This window comes from Marinobacter shengliensis, assembly GCF_003007715.1.
GTDB lineage: Bacteria > Pseudomonadota > Gammaproteobacteria > Pseudomonadales > Oleiphilaceae > Marinobacter > Marinobacter shengliensis.
The window spans coordinates 54824-72156 of sequence record NZ_PXNO01000028.1; the positions used below are offsets into that span (position 1 = coordinate 54824).

The window sequence follows — 17333 nt, forward strand, 5'->3', positions numbered from 1 at the left end:
CCGGAGTGGTTATGGGCAATCACCATGACAGTATCGCCCTCGACTGGGTTCGGGGCGAAATACAGGACACGCTGACCCAGGGCCAGCATGCACTTGAAGCGTACGTCGATAATCGTGACGATACCGCGCGCCTGCGCTTCTGCCTGAACTACCTCCATCAGGTACACGGTACCCTGCAGATGGTGGAACTCTACGGTGCGGCCTTGCTGACCGAAGAGATGGAAAAGCTGACCCAGGCCATCCTGAACGAAACCGTCACCAATGTTGACGAAGCCGTTGATGTCCTCATGCAGGCCATCCTGCAGTTGCCCCAGTACCTCGAACACCTCGGCAGCAGTCGTGACGATTTTCCGATGGTGTTGCTGCCGCTGCTGAACGATCTCCGGGCCGCCCGGGGCGAAGCCCTATTGTCAGACACGTCACTGTTCAAGCCGGATCTCAGTCCGTCCCGAATCCGGGTAAGCAGCAAAGTCTCCGAACGACTGCATGACCCCAAGGTTCTCGGCCATCTGCGCAAGCTGCGGCAGATGTATCAGTTTGCCCTTGCCGGCGTGGTCCGGGAGGCCGACCTGGCCGCCCATTTCGATTACATGCAGAAGGTCATCCAGCGCCTGATCCGCCTGTGCCAGAAAACACCCCGCGGTGAACTCTGGAAAGCTGCCAGCGCCTTTGTCGAGACCCTTCGGGCCAACGTGAATCCGGTCAATACCGCCGTCAAATCCCTGTTGCGGGAGCTGGACGCCGAGATTCGACGGCTGACCGACGAGCACGCCGATATTCTGCAGCAACCAGTACCGGAAGCCCTGTTCAAGCACCTGCTGTATTACGTGGCACGTGCCCGTGACCTGGACAGCCCGCAGGTCAACGCGCTCAGGGACGCCTATCAGTTGACCAGTGCGTTACCGTCCGAAGACGACGTTGACGCGGCCCGTACCCGCGTGTCCGGGCCGGGCCGTGATGCCATCCATTCTGTTGTCAGCGCCCTGAACGAGGAGCTGGCCCGCCTGAAAGATCAGCTCGATCTGTTCGTGCGCGCCGAACTGCGTCAGAACACCGAGCTTGACGAGCTACTACCGGGCCTTCGCCAAGTTGCCAACACCCTGGCCGTTCTGGGCCTCGGCATTCCCCGCAAGGTGGTGACCGAACAGGTTGAACTGGTCGAAAAACTGTGTGGCCAGGCCGAGCCCGCCGACGATGGCACCTTGATGGACATCGCCGGGGCACTGCTCTATGTCGAAGCCAGCCTTGCCGGCCTGGACAGTGACCGGCGGACTGACGTTGAGTCGGGCAGCCAGGATGGCGAACGCCCCAACATGGGCAGTCTCGAGTTGGGCGACGCCAGTGAAGCCCTGCTCCGGGAGTCGCGCAACACCCTCGAGCAGGTCAAGTCGGCCATCGTCAACTTCATTGCCTCGCAATGGGATACCCGCGAAATCGACCATGTTCCCGGCCTGTTGCACAGCATCCGCGGCGGGCTGAGCCTGGTACCCCTGGATCGCGTGGCAGACATGCTGGCCTCGGCCGAGCGTTACGTTTCCGATGTCCTGCTGAGCAACAAACAGGTGCCTGACTGGAAACAGCTGGACACCCTGGCCGATGCCGTCACCAGTATCGAGTACTATCTGGAGCGCCTAGCGGAAGGCATCAGCGATAACGACTCCATTCTGAGAGTGGCCGAAGACAGCCTGGCAGGGCTTGGTTTCCCGGTAGGACAGGAGCCAACCTGGAACCTCGACCAGCAGGCGTCCGAATCCACCTCCGTGCCGACTGTGGACGTTCAGGAGCCAGGCGAGACGCCAGATGTGGCCAAGGCATCGGATGACGAGCTGGTCGATGACGAAATTCTGGGCATTTTCGTGGAGGAGGCCGAAGAGGTTCTCCAGACCATCCATGAATTCTACCCCCGACTGCGCCAGAGCCACGACGATCGTGAGGCACTCACCGAAGTGCGCCGGGCGTTCCATACGCTTAAAGGCAGTGGCCGTCTGGTAGGGGCTTCCAGTATCGGCGAACTGGCCTGGTCGGTAGAGAACCTGCTGAACCGGGTGATCGATCAGACCATCAAGCCCGGTGACGACCTGTTTGCGCTGGTCGACGAAGTTAACAGCCGAATTCCATCACTGATTAACGAATTCAGGGATGGCCACAGCAGCGGTGACGTTGCCGAATTGATCGAGCGGGCCGAAGCCCTGGCCACTACTCGCCGGGCCGAGGCAGACGAAGCCCCCGCACCAGCAGAGCAGCCTGAGACCAGTTCTGTTCCCGAATCTGCGCAACCGGATGAGTCTCTGTCGGAAGAGATTGCACAGCCGGCCGCCACCGACGCCGGTGACAGTGATGACCTGATCGACGATGAGATTCTGGAAATCTTCATCGAAGAAGCCGGGGAAGTGCTCGACACCATCCGCGAATACCTGCCGATGCTGTTGCGCCAGCACGACGACCGCACCGCCCTGGCGGAAGTGCGCCGCGCCTACCACACCCTGAAGGGCAGTGGCCGGATGGTGGGTGCCGAGGTGATCGGCGAACTGGCCTGGTCTGTGGAAAACATGCTCAACCGGGTTATCGACGGCAGCATTTTCATGAACGACGACGTGGCACAACTGGTTCAGGACGTGACCGACGCCGTCCCTGCCCTGGTGTCTGATTTCGAGCAGCGCCGCCCTGCCAGCGTCGATACCTCGGTCATGCAGGCCCGGGCAACCGCCCTGGCCAACGGCGAGATTCCGGACGCCACCTCCATGCCCCCGGCGGAAGCCGAGATAGGCGATGAAGGCCAGACCGCCCAGGATGCGGATCAGGAAAGTGCCGAGCCAGAATTCGATGCGGTGGCCAGTGAGGCCGATCAGGATGTTGATCCCGTTCTGCTCGAGATTTTCGAGAACGAGACCGAAACCCACCTGCAAACCCTCAAGGATTATCTGGCCGCAGCCGGTGACAAGACCTCGGCCGCCTACACCGATGACCTTTCCCGGGCCCTCCACACCCTCAAGGGCAGCGCCCATACCGCCGGTATCGGCCCGATTGCCGAGGTTATTACGCCGCTTGAACGCTTTGTTAAAGAGTCCAGGGCCCAGAACAAACGTGCGGACCGGGACGTTCTGGAACTGATCGAACAGGCCAGCCGCTACCTGACCGAAGGCCTGGCCCAACTCAGAAGCAACCCGCAAGGGTCACTCGAGGGCACCGATGAATATCTGGCAAGACTGCAACAGATCAGCCAGCAGACACTGCTTTCACATGCCATGTCTGACGACCAGCAGCAGTCTGAGCAGGCTCCAACGCAACTCGTTCAGCTGTTCCTCGGTGAAGGTCTGGACATTGTTCTGGACGCTGAATCGATCCTCGACGACTGGGCACAGCACCCGGAGCGCACCGACTCACTGGCCACCTTGCGTGAGGAACTGGAACAACTGACTCAGGGAGCATCTGATGCCGGCCTGACGGATGTGGCCAACCTGGCCGCTGCCCTGACCCGCACCTACACGGCGGTCGCAGAAAACCAGCTGACACCGGGCGACGACTTCTTCGCCACCGTTCGCCCAGCCCAGGAACAACTGATCAACCTGATGGATCAAGTGGCTGCCGGTCTCGCCACCGAACCCAGCGACGGCTTGATCGAAGAGCTCGACGAACTGGCCAGCGCACCATCGCAAGCCAGTGAGGAACCGAGCGAGTTCGACCAGCAGTTCACCGAGGATCTGGAAGAAATCGACCTGAGTCTCGAGCTGGAGGAGCTGGACCAGGGCGCGCCCGAATCCACCGAGAGCGAGCAGCCACCGCTGCCGGAACTGTCCTCGGATGACAGCGATATTGACGAGGAACTGGCAGAAATCTTCCTCGAGGAAGCCCGCGACCTGATCAACAGCACCGCCGATGCCTTGCAGAGCTGGAGCGATGACACCGGCAACCTGGACATCCTGCGCCTGCTGCAGCGTGACCTGCATACACTTAAGGGCGGTGCACGGCTTGCCGACATCCCCTCGGTTGGCGACCTGTCCCATGAACTTGAAAACCTGTTCGAGGGACTGACCGAGCAGAAGTTTGCCGTCACCGACACCCTGTCTGATCTGCTGTTCCGCTGCCATGACCGCCTGGCAGGTATGGTAGACGCCCTGGAAACCCAGGAGCTCCCCAGGCCGGCACCGGATTTGATAGCCGAAATCCACGCCTACATCGATACCGCTCGGGGCTCACGGCCGGTCACCGACGTCAGCCTCTCTGACACCGTAGACGTGTCCGAAGACCAGGAGCTGCCGCTGCCCGAGACTGACGAGGCACCAGAAGAGACCACTGCGGAAGACGAATTACAGGCCACGGACCTTTCACACCTTGATCCTGAATTGGTAGGCATTTTCCTCGAGGAAGCCTATGACCTGATCAACTCCACCGGCAGCTCGTTACATGCCTGGAGCGAAGATCCATCGGATCGTGAGGTTGCAGCTGTCCTGCAGCGGGAAGTACACACCCTCAAGGGTGGCGCCCGCATGGCCGGTGTCGACGCCATCGGCGACCTGACTCACGTGCTGGAAGACCTTTTCGAGAAAGTGGCGGAAGGCCAGCTCGACGCCAGCGGCGAAATGACTGACCTGCTGTTTGCCTGCCACGATCGTCTAGCTCAGATGGTTGAACAGGTCGCCACCCAGAAGCCCTGCCCGCCGGCCGATGAATTGGTTCAGCAGGTGGAAGCGATTCTGCGGGGCGAGACCCCGGCGCCAGTGCAAACCTTGCCTGCGGCAGAGGTGGAGGAGGCGGGAGAGCCAGGCGCCGAGGATCAGAGCCCGGAGACCATCGCCGAGGCCGGCACTGATGTCCATGAAGAACCAACCGGGACTCTGGCAGCGGCCTCCGAGGACGACCTGATTGGCATCTTCCTGGACGAAGGCCTGGAGATCCACGAAGCCATCACCGAATGCCTGAACCAGTGGCGTGAAGAACCGGACGAACTGGCCGGCATCACCCGATTGCAGCAGGAACTGCATACCCTTAAGGGTGGCGCCCGCCTGTCCGATGTCGACCCGATTGCCGACCTTGCCGAGGCCTGGTCGGATGCACTGGATACACTGGTCTCCGGCGGTAACGATCAGGAAGGTCTGCTAACGCTCAGCGACCGGGCCCTGGCTAGCCTCAAGTCCATGCTCGATACCATTGAAGCCGGCCAGAAACCGAAGCCTGCCAGCGACCTGATTGCCGACTTCCAGGCCACCGGCCAGGTGTCCGACGACCTGGCGGAGGCCCCGGAGGCATCCGCCGGGGCCGACTCGGATGTGGTCGATCCAGAAGTGCTGGAGATCTTCCTGGAGGAAGCCGGCGAGATCATGGACCAGCTCGAGCAGCTGCTGGATGACTGGCGCAAAGAGCCAGCCAACCATCATTTCAACCAGGAGGCCCAACGGGCCCTGCACACCCTCAAGGGTGGCGCACGGTTGTCGCAACTTAGCGAACTGGGTGACAAAGCCCACGCCTTTGAAACCCGCTTGATTGATTTGGGTGGAAACGCTCCGGACGACAGCCAGTGGCAGGCGATTACCGAGGACCACGACGCCATTATTGGTTTGGTGTCGGCTATCCGCACTCGCTTTGAGTCGGGAGCACCGGTGATCGCACCGTCACAAACACCGTCTGATTCAACGCAGCCAGAGCCGGCGGCTGAGCAGCCAGCCGAGGTACCGGCCCCGCAAGCAGAAGCGCCGGCCAAACCAGCCCCGGAACAGCCCAAGCCAGCAAAAGCACCGGCCAAGATCCGCAACAAGGCGGCCGAAGCCCAGCGTGCGGCTCAGGAAACCATCCGGGTTTCTGCGCCATTGTTGGATGAACTGGTCAACCTGGCCGGTGAGACCAGTATTACCCGGGGCCGCCTGGAGCAGCAAACCAGCGATTTCAGCCACACCCTGGACGAAATGGCCGCCACCATCGAACGTTTGCGAGAACAGCTGCGCCGGATGGATATCGAGACAGAGGCCCAGATTCTGTTCCGGGCGGAACAGGAACACGGCCCAGACTACGGCGACGACTTCGATCCGCTGGAGATGGACCGTTACTCATCCATCCAGCAGCTGTCCCGGGCACTTTCCGAGTCATCCTCTGACCTTGCCGACCTGAGGGAAACCCTGGCCGACCGGGTACGGGATACCGAAACTCTGCTGGTACAGCAGTCCCGGATCAACACGGAACTCCAGGAGGGTCTGATGAAGACCCGGATGATTCCGTTCGCCTCTATGGTGCCACGCCTGCGCCGTATCGTGCGCCAGATCAGCGGCGAGCTGGGCAAGAAAGTGGACTTTGATGTTCGCAACGCCGAAGGCGAAATGGACCGCAATATTCTGGAGCGCATGATCGCGCCCCTGGAACACATGCTGCGTAACGCCCTGGACCACGGCATTGAAACTCCGGAAGAACGCAAGAAAGCCGGCAAGCCCGCCACCGGTGAAGTTGTCCTGTCGCTGACCCGTGAAGGCGGCGATGTGGTACTGCGTATGATGGACGACGGCAAGGGCATTCCTGCCGACGTGATCCGCGACAAAGCCGTCCGTCAGGGGCTGATGCGGGCCGATGAAGAGCTGTCAGAGCGGGAAATCCTGCAGTTTATCCTGCAGCCCGGATTCTCCACCGCCCAACAGGTCACCCAGATCTCTGGCCGTGGTGTGGGTATGGATGTGGTCGGCAGTGAGATCAAGCAGCTGGGCGGCAGTCTTGATATCGACTCGGCCCTGGGCCGCGGCACCACCTTTACGGTACGTCTGCCGTTTACCGTGTCGGTGAACCGCGCCCTGATGGTGGCTACCGGCGAAGACTTCTATGCCATCCCGCTTAACACCATTGAAGGTATCGTGCGGGTCAGCACCTACGAGCTGGAAGAGTATTACAAGCCGGATGCCCCCATGTACGAATACGCCGGCCAGCAATACCGCCTGCAGTATCTGGGCAGCCTGCTGAACAGTGACCATCATCCGAAACTGCAGGGTCAGGCATTGCCATTACCGGTAATTCTGGTGCGCGGTGCCGAACAGCCCATGGCCCTGCAGGTGGACCACCTGATGGGCAGCCGGGAAATCGTTGTTAAATCCCTGGGGCCTCAGTTCAGTACAGTGCGCGGTGTCTCCGGTGCCACCATTCTCGGTGATGGTAACGTGGTGGTGATTCTTGACCTGCCAGCGATGATCCGTTCCGACATTCTGTCTGAACGGCAGCGCCTGGCCAACCTCGAGAAAGCCCGGGAAACCAGCCGCTACGAGGAGAAGATCACCACAGTTATGGTGGTGGACGACTCGGTAACCGTGCGCAAGGTTACCTCCCGCTTGCTGGAACGAAACGGCATGGAAGTCATCACCGCGAAGGACGGTCTGGATGCCGTGGCCCAGCTTCAGGATCATCGTCCGGACATCATTTTGCTGGACATCGAAATGCCCCGGATGGACGGTTTCGAGGTGGCCAGTTTCGTGCGCCACGACGACAACCTGAAGGAAACACCGATCTGCATGATCACCTCCCGGACCGGCGAGAAACACCGGGAACGGGCACTGTCGATCGGGGTCAACGAGTATCTGGGCAAACCGTTCCAGGAAGCCGAGCTGCTTGACACCATCAAGCGGTTGACCGGGAATCAGTGATGGCCGGCCAATCTGGCCGGCCCGGGGTCGGGATTGTTTCCGATGTGGTCCTGCAACGCCACCGGTTGCAGGCCGCCACCGGTAAATTCGGCCTGGAAGTGTCGTTTTCAGGCGATCCGTCCCGACTGATGGACTATCCGGAATTCCCGGATGCATGCCTGTGGCTGGTCACCCTGGAAGATGAGGCTGACCATCCAGCGCTGTTTGATCATTTGCTGGAAAATACCGACGCCCCGGTACTTTTCGGGGTTGATCAGGCGCCCAAACCCGGCAGTACAGACTATTTCCGTTGGGAACGACGGCTTGTGGACAAGCTGGAGCAGCAACTTGGCCACCTGGAGGCCCTGGACACCGCCAGCGATCTGGAAGAATTGGTGGAGACCACACCGGCGCTTCATTCGGCACCGGAACTGCCTCGTTGGATTGCCCCGGCAGCGCCAGGCTCATTGGCAGAGGACGTCTGGGTGCTGGGCGCTTCCCTGGGCGGACCCGCTGCCGTCAAAACGTTTCTGGACAATCTGCCACCGGGATTGCCGGTGGGCTTTGTGTACGCGCAGCATATTGATGGCAACTTCACCGAGGTACTGACCCGGGTTCTTGGCCGACATGCCCACTACCAGCTCAAACGAGCGGAAGAAGGCTACCGGGTACGAAACGGTGATGTGGTGCTGATGCCGGTTGAGCGGGAATGGACGTTCGACACCCAGGGCCAACTGACAGAACGCAACACTCCCTGGCCTGGTCCCTATGGCCCGTCCATTGACCAGGTCTTGCTTAACGTCGCCGATTACTACGGCAAGCGTTGCCATGCCATCCTGTTTTCCGGCATGGGCAATGATGGCGCCATCGCAGCGCCCATGCTGAAAGCCTACGGCAGCCGCATCTGGGTGCAGGAAAGCAAGAGTTGCGGTAACAGTTCGATGCCGGATTCGGTCGCCGCTACCGGCTGCAGCAGCTTCTGCGGCACACCGGAGCAACTGGCGAAGGAACTGGTGAAAACCATTGAGAACAACTGCCTGCTCAAAAACCGGCAGAAACGGGATTCCGCCTGAGGTAACACGTCATGAAAGAGAACAGCCAGTCCCTCTCCTGTGTCATGATTCCGGTCAGCGACCGGCAACTATTGCTACCCAACGTGTCGATCGCGGAAGTGGTGGATTTTAACAGTACCGACGCCGGCGCCAGTACCCCGGAATGGCTGGTGGGCTTCCTGGACTGGCGCGGCCTGACACTGCCAGTCATCTCCTATGACGCAGCCAACGGCGGAACACTGACCGTACCCGGAGACAACCGGGGCAGAATCATTGTGCTCAACACCATCGGTGACAGCCATCAGCAGGCCCCGTTCATGGCGCTGGTCACCCAGGGCATTCCCAGCCAGGCCCGACTGGTGGAAGAGCAGATCCGGAAACTGGACGGCGAAGCCGGACCGGCCGATCTCATGCAGGTGGAAGTCGACGGCGAAGCCGCCTGGATTCCCAACCTCGAGTACCTGGAGTCACTGGCGATAACCGCCAGGCACTGATGACCACCCGGTCACAGCCGTAGCAGTACTGCCTGCAAATGTTATAATGTTGCAAACTTTGCAGGATCCAGACTATGCCCGAACGCGCGCTTCCTTATCGCCCGCACAACCACGAGGCCTGTGTCAGCCAGGCCCTGGCGGATGCCAGGGCCATTTGCCGACAACAGAATGCCCGCCTCACCCCCATCCGTGAACGGGTTCTGGAATTGATCTGGCAATCTCACAAGCCCCTCGGGGCCTACGACATTCTCGCCATGCTGGGCACCGAGGGCCATAACGCCGCCCCACCCACCGTGTACCGGGCCCTGGATTTCCTGTTGCAACACGGTCTGGTGCACCGGATTGCCTCCCTGAACGCATTTACCGGCTGCACCCATGCCGGTGAACACCACCGGGGCACTTTCCTGATCTGCCGAGAATGCGGAAACGTACTTGAGCTGGACGCACCGGACGTCACTCGCGCGGTAGAAGCCGCAGCGGCTGACGTAGCCTTCCGGCCCGAAGAAATCACCATGGAAGTGGCCGGTCGTTGCCCCCGGTGCCAGGGAGAACCCGGCCATGCCTGATGCCCTGGTGCGCCTGCATCAGCTGACCGTACAGTTCGACGACCGCCCGGTGGTGGACCGTGTTGAGATGGCGGTTCGCAGGGGCGACATCATCACCATTATCGGTCCCAATGGTGCCGGGAAGACCACCCTGATCAAAGCCGTTCTGGGTATCCAGAAGCCCAGCTCTGGCAAGGTCTCGCTGGCCAACAGCCTGGTCATTGGCTATGTGCCCCAGCACCTGTCCCTGGAGGCGACGCTGCCCCTGAGCGTACGCCGGTTCATGCTGTTGAGCGGCCGCTCCGACGCAGAATGCGAAGCCGCACTGGAGCGCACGGGTGTCCGGCATCTGCTGGATGCCTCGGTGCATCACCTGTCCGGCGGCGAAAAACAGCGCTTGTTGCTGGCTCGGGCACTGGCCAGACGACCGGACCTTCTGGTGCTGGACGAGCCCGCCCAGGGTGTGGATATCAACGGCCAGGCAGCCCTGTATGACCTGATCCGCCAACTCCGGGATGAGCTGAATTGCGGCGTGATCATGATTTCCCATGATTTACACTTGGTCATGGCGGCCACTGACAAGGTCATCTGCCTGAACCAGCACGTGTGTTGCAGCGGTTACCCGGCCGACATTTCTCACGACCCCGCGTTTATCGAGACCTTTGGCCACCAGGTGGCCGAATCTCTGGCGGTCTATCACCACAATCACAACCACCGCCATAACCTGCACGGTGACGTTGTGACCAGCACGGACGTTCAGGGAGCCTGTGACCATGAGCATCATTGATTCTGTGCTCGGGGATTTTTTCTGGCGGGCACTGCTGGGTGGACTGGGGGTTGCCCTGGTGGCCGGCCCCCTGGGCTGCTTCGTAGTCTGGCGGCGAATGGCGTATTTTGGCGACACCCTGGCCCATTCCGCGTTACTTGGCATCACCCTGAGTTTCCTGATCAGCGTTCCAATGAACCTGGGCGTCGTCATCACCTGCGTCACCATCGCCGTCGCTCTGGTGTTGCTCTCGCGCACCCGGGCTTTGGCCACCGACACCTTGCTGGGCATTCTCGCCCACAGCGCCCTGGCCATCGGCCTGGTCTCCCTGAGCTTCATGCCGGATGTGCGGGTTGACCTGACTGGCCTGCTGTTCGGTGACCTGCTGGCCATGAGCCGCCAGGACCTGCTGTGGATTTACGGGGGCGCGGCTTTCGTGTTGACCCTGCTGGCAATACTCTGGCGCGGGCTGTTGATGAGCACCATCCACGAGGAGCTGGCCCGGGTGGAGGGAATACCTGTGGAGCGTTTGCGGTTGGCGCTGATGCTGATGTTCTCCCTGGTGATTGCCGTGGCGATGAAGATTGTCGGGGTCCTGCTTATTACCGCCCTGTTGATCATTCCTGCGGCCACCGCCAGGCGCCTGGCCAGAAACCCGGAACACATGATGGCACTGGCGGTGGTGTTCGGCTTTATCGCCGTGACCGGCGGCCTGACGCTGTCCTGGCACCTCGATTCTCCAGCCGGGCCGTCGGTGGTAGTGACCGCCTTCCTGGCTTTTCTGCTGGTGTACGGTACCGCCCGGAACGCCAGCCGATAACTGCTTCCGTCTTTCGAAAGTGCCGGAGCTGGTCTAGAGTAATCTGGACACACTTTCCGTAACAGCTCCAGAGGCTTTCAGCATGGATAGCGACCTCTCTGACATCCCTTATCCGGGCCCGCGCCGGCCAGGCCTCTGGCCGGGGCTCTGGGGTCCGGCCGTCATTCTGGTCTGCGGCGTTCTTCTGAGCCTCCTGACGGCCCGCCTTGCCTCAGACATGGCTCATCAGCTCGCCCACCAGCATTATCAGGCTCTGCACCAATCCCTGGTCAGCCAGGTTGTCATCCATCTTGCCCGGCTATCGCAGGAAGACGAACAGCTTCAAGAGCTCCGGGATACCCTGGCAATCGCACTTCATGACGGCATCAGTCTCAGAATCGATACCCTGGAGCGCCACACCAAAAAACCACTGATACAGCTGGGCAGCGCCCGACATCCGTCGGGTAATGACGCCCTGAGAACCGAATTGCAGACCAACGGCCGGCACTGGATGGTGACCACCTTGCCGGATACCCGGTTGCTGGCGTCGCCGGCCCGGCGTGTGGGGTGGCTCGTTGGCGCCAGTGGCGGGCTGATTAGCGCCGTGGCAACGCTGCTCGCCCTCGCCCTCTGCCGGCAGGCTGCCCGGAAAGACGACAACGGCCATCGGTTGGCCAGGCTGAACAGGATCGCTGACCAACGGATCACCAACTTGCAGGTCGAGAAGAACGTGCTGCGCCAGGCACTGAATGACAGCGAATCCCGCAGTCGGGACCTGGTCGCGCTGTCGGGAGCCATTGTCAGCGAACTGGATGAACAGGGGCAGATAGGATTCGTATCGGCACAGGTAGCGGATGTGCTGGGACTGGCGCCGTCAGACCTTGTCAACCGGCCGTTCAGCGAACTGGTCGCCGAGCCCGACCGTGAACGCTTCGACCAGTGCCTGGCCGCAGCCCGGCAAGAGGCCACCCTGGCCAGGGTAGATGTGAATCTGTTGCACCGCAGCGCCGAGCGGACGGTCCCGGCGGTGGTGCGGGTGATGGTACTGAAGGACCCGATCCACGGAGTCACAGGCTTCAGACTGAGCGCACTCAAGATTGCCAATGGCTACAATGGCTGAACCTGATCCAGCAGCCGCCCGCTCTCCACAAGTTCGAGGAACTCGTCCCCCAGCCGGTCACTCTCGGCAATGGATGCGCGCCAGGATCGTTCACGGCCTGAGTCGTCGCCAAGGTACTTCTCGAAGTCTTTCCGGTCTGGCAGTTTGCGGTCCGGCAGGCTGTCCAGATACGCCCGGGACGGGGAGACCAGCAGCACATCCTGTAATCGGGTGGCATCGCCCCGGCGCCACGGCAAGGTCTTGTCAAACCAACCCGGCACTACCTTATCGGTAAAGTGCGGGTACAGGATGATGCCCGGTTGCTCGTAGGGCAGATCCAGGTGGTAGTCCAGCAGCCCGCCATCCCGGTAGACGCCATCCGGGGCTCCGGGAATATTCCGAACACCGGACATCACCAGCGGAATCGAAGCGGAGGCCAGTAGCGCCGGCAGCAGATTGTCCACAGACAGCGCCACTTCATGGCTGGGAAAATCCACCAGTTTGGACACCGGCGTCCTGATGCGGGCATCATGCACGATACCCCGCTCCATGAATCGGCCAAGGTGGCGACGACTGACCATATTGGCGCTGATTGCACTCATCAGGCCCAGACCCAGGCGGCCCCGGGCGTCGTGTTCCAGCAAGCCCAGGCTGCGCACAACCACCACATTCAAACGGTACCAGGGGTGATTGAGGATATACTCCTCCCGCCCACCCAAAAGTTCTTCCAGAAACAGAACACTCTTGCGGGACACCTCGGCGGCACTTACCCCCTTGGCAAAACGCTGGCTGGTATAGAGTTCAGCCAGCTTGGCCAGTTGGCCTTTCGGATCGTTGGATGAGGCAATCGCCGCGAACCGCCAGCTGCCGATGGACGAGCCGATCAGCACCCGCTCTTGCGGTGCCCGGGGCAACCAGTCACCGAAGATGGCCTTGTCCAGACCGCTGATTCCCAAGGCTTTCGGGCCACCGGCGGCGCCAGGTATCACGTGGACGTCCGCCGGTGTTAACGGCTTGTCCCTCAGGCGCTGAAGGGCCCGTCGCCCAGCCCGGATGGTCAGCGCCGGTGTTCGGATCTGGATTGCGGTCATCACGTGTTCCTGCTTACGGTTCTGGTCAAAGTCCCGGGAGTTTATCGAAACCTGCAGTGGCCAGCCAATAACTCCGTGCTAGACTTGAGCCATCAGTGTTTCAGGGAAGTATGCCAGCCATGAGCTGCAGGAGTAGGCTGTGAACCTTTTTGCCTCGCCGGATACCATGGCGACCAATCCAACCCTTGCAGTATTGGGTTTCAAACGTCAGCTGGTGTACCACCTGCATATCTGGGCCTTTATCGCCGTGGCACCTCTGGTGATGGTGCAATGGCAACACGGTAACTTTCTGCTGTCTGCCCTTTTGATTCTGTTCTGTGTCAACGCAGCCCTGGTAATCCTGTTCCTGCGGTTGCGCAGTGTCTATTTCCTGAAAGGGCGCCTGTTTCCGATTCTGGCCGTGGTCTGCGCGGCCTACTCGACATCCATTAACGGTCACGCCGGTCTTTACTGGGCCTATCCAGCGGCTATCGCACTGTTTTTCCTGTTACCGCTGAAAGAAGCCATTGTCTGCAACATCATTTTTGTCTGCGTCATGGCCGTGGTGTCATTCCTTCAGTTTCCCGAAGCCGATTTCTGGCGGATCACCTTCTCCCTGGGGCTGAGTTGCCTGTTTGCCATGATCTTCGCCTGGCTGGTGGGCCGGCTCCAACAGGAGCTGACCCGGCTGGCCACGACTGACCCGCTCACCGGCTGCCTGAACCGGTCTCAGCTGGCCGACATTCTGAACAGCCAGATTCAGCTGCGGGAGCGCTATGAGAGGGTGTCCAGCCTGGTGCTGATTGATCTGGATTATTTCAAGACCATCAATGACCGCTGGGGGCACCTGGCCGGCGACCGGGTGCTTAAAGAAATGACCATCCGGCTGCGCAAGCGACTGCGGGAAAGTGATCAGCTGTTCCGTATTGGCGGCGAAGAGTTCATGGTCGTGTTGCCGGAAACCCGCCAGAAAGATGCCGACACCCTCGCCCATCAGTTACTGACCAGCATCAGTGCCAGGCCGTTCCTGGATGACATAAAGCTGACCGCCAGTGCCAGCGTGGCGGAAGTGTGCCGCGGCGAGACCTGGTCGGTTTGGCTGAACCGTGCAGATCAGGCGCTGTACGACGCCAAGGCAAAGGGCCGCAATCAGGTGGTCAATGCGGCTCGACCATCCAATGAACCAGCGCACACCGCGGGGCCATCAACTCCGGCCAGTGATACCAGCGCGGCGATTTGAACAAGATCAGGACTCAAGCCCGGCGCGGAAATCCCGGTAAGCACTGAATACATCCCAGGGCGATTCGAAGTGCGGGTAGTGGCCGATGTTCCGGAGGCTGATGACGTCCGGGTTCCGGATCAATTCCCGGTAGCGCCGTGCCGTGGCCGCGCCCGAGACCGGATCCGCAGCGCCGGAGATCAGGCGCATCGGCTGTTGGGCATTCTGCAAGGCCCCCACCCAGCGATTACGATGGCAACGGCGTTCCTCCATAAACTGGATCAGTTCATGCAGGATCCCACGGCCATTGTTGTAAGTGAGAAGATGCCAGAAGTCCTCCAGATCCTGCTGGGCAGGAGGATTCCGGTCACCAAACAACCGGCGGAAATTCCGTTCGAAACTACCCCGGGTAAGCCCCCGGCTGATCAGTCCACCAAGGGGACTCTTCAGAACTTTCTGGATAAACAGCGGGCTGTGCACCTCGGGAAACAGGCCACCGTTCAGCAAACACACACTGGTGATGTCGAAAGACAAAGACCCTTCCTGGTCCCTGGCCAACAGCTCCTGGGCAACCGAAGAGCCGTAGTCGTGGGCGAACAAGTGCACCGAATCCAACCCCAGACCTTCGATCCAGCCCTGGATCAGATCCGCCTGGTCCTCAATGCTGTAAACATAGTTGCGGGGCTTGTCAGAAAACCCGAAGCCGAGCATATCGACAGCCAGTAGTTGGTGGCCGGACGCCAGCATCGGCCATAACCGGCTCCAGTCCCAGCTGGCGGTCGGAAACCCGTGCAGAAGCACCAGCGGCGAGCCTTTGCCGGCCATGCGACTGAAGATGGCGTGGCCATCGTAGCTGAACCATTTACCGGCCTGCTGCCAGGCCTCGAGGGTATAGGTATCCTGGCGGCTGTCTGCCCTGATTTGTGAACCGGGTATTACCTGCTCCATTTGTTCGTCCCGACATACCTGCGGAACCTCCACTTTAGTCCAAAGCCGTACAGGCTGCCATATCACTAAACGCTGCCCGTGAACTGGTCCATAATGGGCAAACCGGCGTAAACCGTGGAGATGGCCTGAAAATTCCCTTAAGCTTGCGCCCTTTATCAGATACAAACCGGAAACGATTATGACCTTACCTCTGGACGACCTTGCTGGTCACTACCGCGCCATCATTGAAGGCCTCGGCGAAAATGCCGACCGCGAAGGTCTTCAGGACACTCCGATGCGGGCCGCCAAGGCCATGCAGTTCCTGACCCGGGGTTACCAGCAGGATCTTGCCGACCTGGTCAATAATGCTGTGTTTGAATCCGCCATGGATGAAATGGTGGTGGTCCAGGACATCGAGCTGTACAGCATGTGTGAACATCACATGCTGCCCTTCATCGGAAAATGCCACATCGCCTATCTGCCCCAGGGCAGGGTACTGGGCCTGTCCAAGTTTGCTCGCATTGTGGACATGTATGCTCGCCGCCTGCAGATTCAGGAGAACCTGACCCGCCAGATCGCGGAAGCGGTGGAAAGCGTTACCAATGCCAAAGGTGTCGCCGTGGTTATCGAGGCCCAGCACATGTGCATGATGATGCGGGGCGTGGAGAAACAGAACTCCCGGATGAAAACCTCGATGATGCTGGGACAGTTCCGGAAATCACAGGCCACACGTACCGAATTTCTTACCCTGATTGGCAACAATCGCTGAACCAGACGCCGAAAACGGAGGCATCATGACAACCATGACTGGTGATCACCTGGCCCGTGTCAGGATCAAGAACCTTCTGCTGCGTGCCTACATTGGCATCAAGGAAGAAGAGATCAACAACCAGCAGGATGTGGTGATCAACGTCACCCTTCGCTACGATGCCTCCGCCGCCATTGACCAGAACGAAATCTCCGCTGCCCTGAATTACCGCACCATCACCAAGCAAATCATCGGGCATGTGGACGGCAACAGTTTTGCTCTACTGGAACGGCTGACCCACGAAGTTCTCGAAATTGTGATGGAACATCAGGCCGTGCAGTGGGCACAGGTAGAAATCGACAAGCCGCACGCGTTACGCTATGCGGAATCGGTCTCTGTCTGTCTTGAGGCCCACCGTTAATTCTTCGAGGTCTGCCCCGATGCCCAGCAATGCCCCTGACCAGATCCGGGATATTCTAGAATCTGTGCGTACCATTGCGTTGGTTGGTGCCAGCGAGAAAACCAACCGCCCCTCCCACGAAGTGATGGAATACCTGCAGCGCCAGGGCTACCGTGTGATCCCGGTAAATCCGCGCCTGGCCGGCCAGCAAGTGCTCGGTGAGACAGTGTATGCTGACCTGGCATCACTCCCGGAACCCGTAGACATGGCTGAGCTGTTCCTGGCCCCGGAACGGACCGATGCTGTGATCGACCAGGCTATTGAACAGAAGATTCCGGTACTCTGGCTGCAGATCGGCGTGATTAACGAGCCCGGTGCCGCCCGCGCCGAAGCCGCCGGGCTGAAGGTGGTCATGGACCACTGTCCGAAACAGGAGATCCCGAAGCTCGGTATTGGGCCCATCGTTGAACAGGCCTGACTCCGTGTACCTGCAACCATCACTGCTCCAACCCGCTTCCGGCGTACCAGACCCAATGGGGCATGGCCAAACAGGATAACTATGGCTCATAATCAAGCGCGATTGGCCGTTAAACCTGTTCAGCCTGTCTTTTAACGATCTGGAGTA

The 17333-nt window shown here is 60.3% G+C and carries 13 protein-coding genes; 11 read left to right on the forward strand and 2 right to left on the reverse strand.

What is annotated here, in order from left to right; translation table 11 throughout:
- The first annotated feature begins 11 nt into the window (after positions 1–11).
- The 7 genes from C7H10_RS18790 (at position 12) to C7H10_RS18820 (ending at position 12365) form a co-directional block, all read left to right on the forward strand.
- Complete coding sequence (locus tag C7H10_RS18790; RefSeq protein WP_106696074.1) at positions 12–7610, forward strand: Hpt domain-containing protein; 7599 nt, start codon at positions 12–14, stop codon at positions 7608–7610.
- Positions 7610–8662 carry a chemotaxis protein CheB gene (locus C7H10_RS18795; protein WP_106696075.1) on the forward strand — a complete coding sequence of 351 codons (1053 nt, stop codon included), beginning with the start codon at positions 7610–7612 and terminating at the stop codon, positions 8660–8662. The genes C7H10_RS18790 and C7H10_RS18795 overlap by 1 nt, the downstream gene beginning before the upstream one ends.
- A gap of 11 nt (positions 8663–8673) precedes the next feature.
- Positions 8674–9135: a chemotaxis protein CheW gene (locus tag C7H10_RS18800; RefSeq protein ID WP_061331970.1), complete on the forward strand. Its 462-nt coding sequence runs from the start codon at positions 8674–8676 to the stop codon at positions 9133–9135.
- A gap of 74 nt (positions 9136–9209) precedes the next feature.
- Positions 9210–9701, forward strand: a complete 492-nt coding sequence (locus tag C7H10_RS18805) for a Fur family transcriptional regulator (RefSeq protein ID WP_106696076.1) — start codon at positions 9210–9212, stop codon at positions 9699–9701.
- Entirely contained in the window at positions 9694–10467 is a 774-nt protein-coding gene (gene znuC, locus C7H10_RS18810; RefSeq protein WP_106696077.1) for a zinc ABC transporter ATP-binding protein ZnuC, read from the forward strand. Before C7H10_RS18805 ends, znuC begins: the two co-directional genes overlap by 8 nt.
- Entirely contained in the window at positions 10454–11266 is an 813-nt protein-coding gene (locus C7H10_RS18815) for an iron chelate uptake ABC transporter family permease subunit (protein WP_106696078.1), read from the forward strand. Before znuC ends, C7H10_RS18815 begins: the two co-directional genes overlap by 14 nt.
- A gap of 82 nt (positions 11267–11348) precedes the next feature.
- On the forward strand, positions 11349–12365 hold the full coding sequence (locus C7H10_RS18820; protein ID WP_106696079.1) for a PAS domain-containing protein: 1017 nt from the start codon (positions 11349–11351) through the stop codon (positions 12363–12365).
- Here the strand turns inward: C7H10_RS18820 and C7H10_RS18825 are convergent.
- Positions 12353–13435: a patatin-like phospholipase family protein gene (locus C7H10_RS18825; protein ID WP_106696080.1), complete on the reverse strand. Its 1083-nt coding sequence runs from the start codon at positions 13433–13435 to the stop codon at positions 12353–12355. The two genes, C7H10_RS18820 and C7H10_RS18825, sit on opposite strands and share 13 nt — an antisense overlap.
- A gap of 139 nt (positions 13436–13574) precedes the next feature.
- Here C7H10_RS18825 and C7H10_RS18830 point away from each other — a divergent pair, with 139 nt between their 5' ends.
- The gene (locus C7H10_RS18830; RefSeq protein ID WP_244178344.1) at positions 13575–14654 is read left to right on the forward strand and encodes a GGDEF domain-containing protein; all 1080 of its coding nucleotides are present in this window, start codon (positions 13575–13577) and stop codon (positions 14652–14654) included.
- A gap of 6 nt (positions 14655–14660) precedes the next feature.
- On the opposite strand, the gene C7H10_RS18835 is transcribed toward C7H10_RS18830, so the two are convergent.
- Positions 14661–15581: an alpha/beta fold hydrolase gene (locus C7H10_RS18835; protein WP_106696081.1), complete on the reverse strand. Its 921-nt coding sequence runs from the start codon at positions 15579–15581 to the stop codon at positions 14661–14663.
- A gap of 178 nt (positions 15582–15759) precedes the next feature.
- On the opposite strand from C7H10_RS18835, the gene folE reads away from it, so the two are divergent.
- From folE to C7H10_RS18850, 3 genes are read left to right on the forward strand one after another with little or no spacing between them, the layout of a single operon-like run.
- Entirely contained in the window at positions 15760–16329 is a 570-nt protein-coding gene (folE, locus tag C7H10_RS18840; protein WP_058090792.1) for a GTP cyclohydrolase I FolE, read from the forward strand.
- A gap of 25 nt (positions 16330–16354) precedes the next feature.
- A complete protein-coding gene (folX, locus tag C7H10_RS18845) occupies positions 16355–16729 on the forward strand; it encodes a dihydroneopterin triphosphate 2'-epimerase (protein ID WP_072675972.1) in 375 nt (124 codons plus the stop codon).
- A 19-nt stretch (positions 16730–16748) separates the two neighbouring features.
- A complete protein-coding gene (locus C7H10_RS18850) occupies positions 16749–17186 on the forward strand; it encodes a CoA-binding protein (RefSeq protein WP_106696082.1) in 438 nt (145 codons plus the stop codon).
- Positions 17187–17333 lie beyond the last annotated feature (147 nt).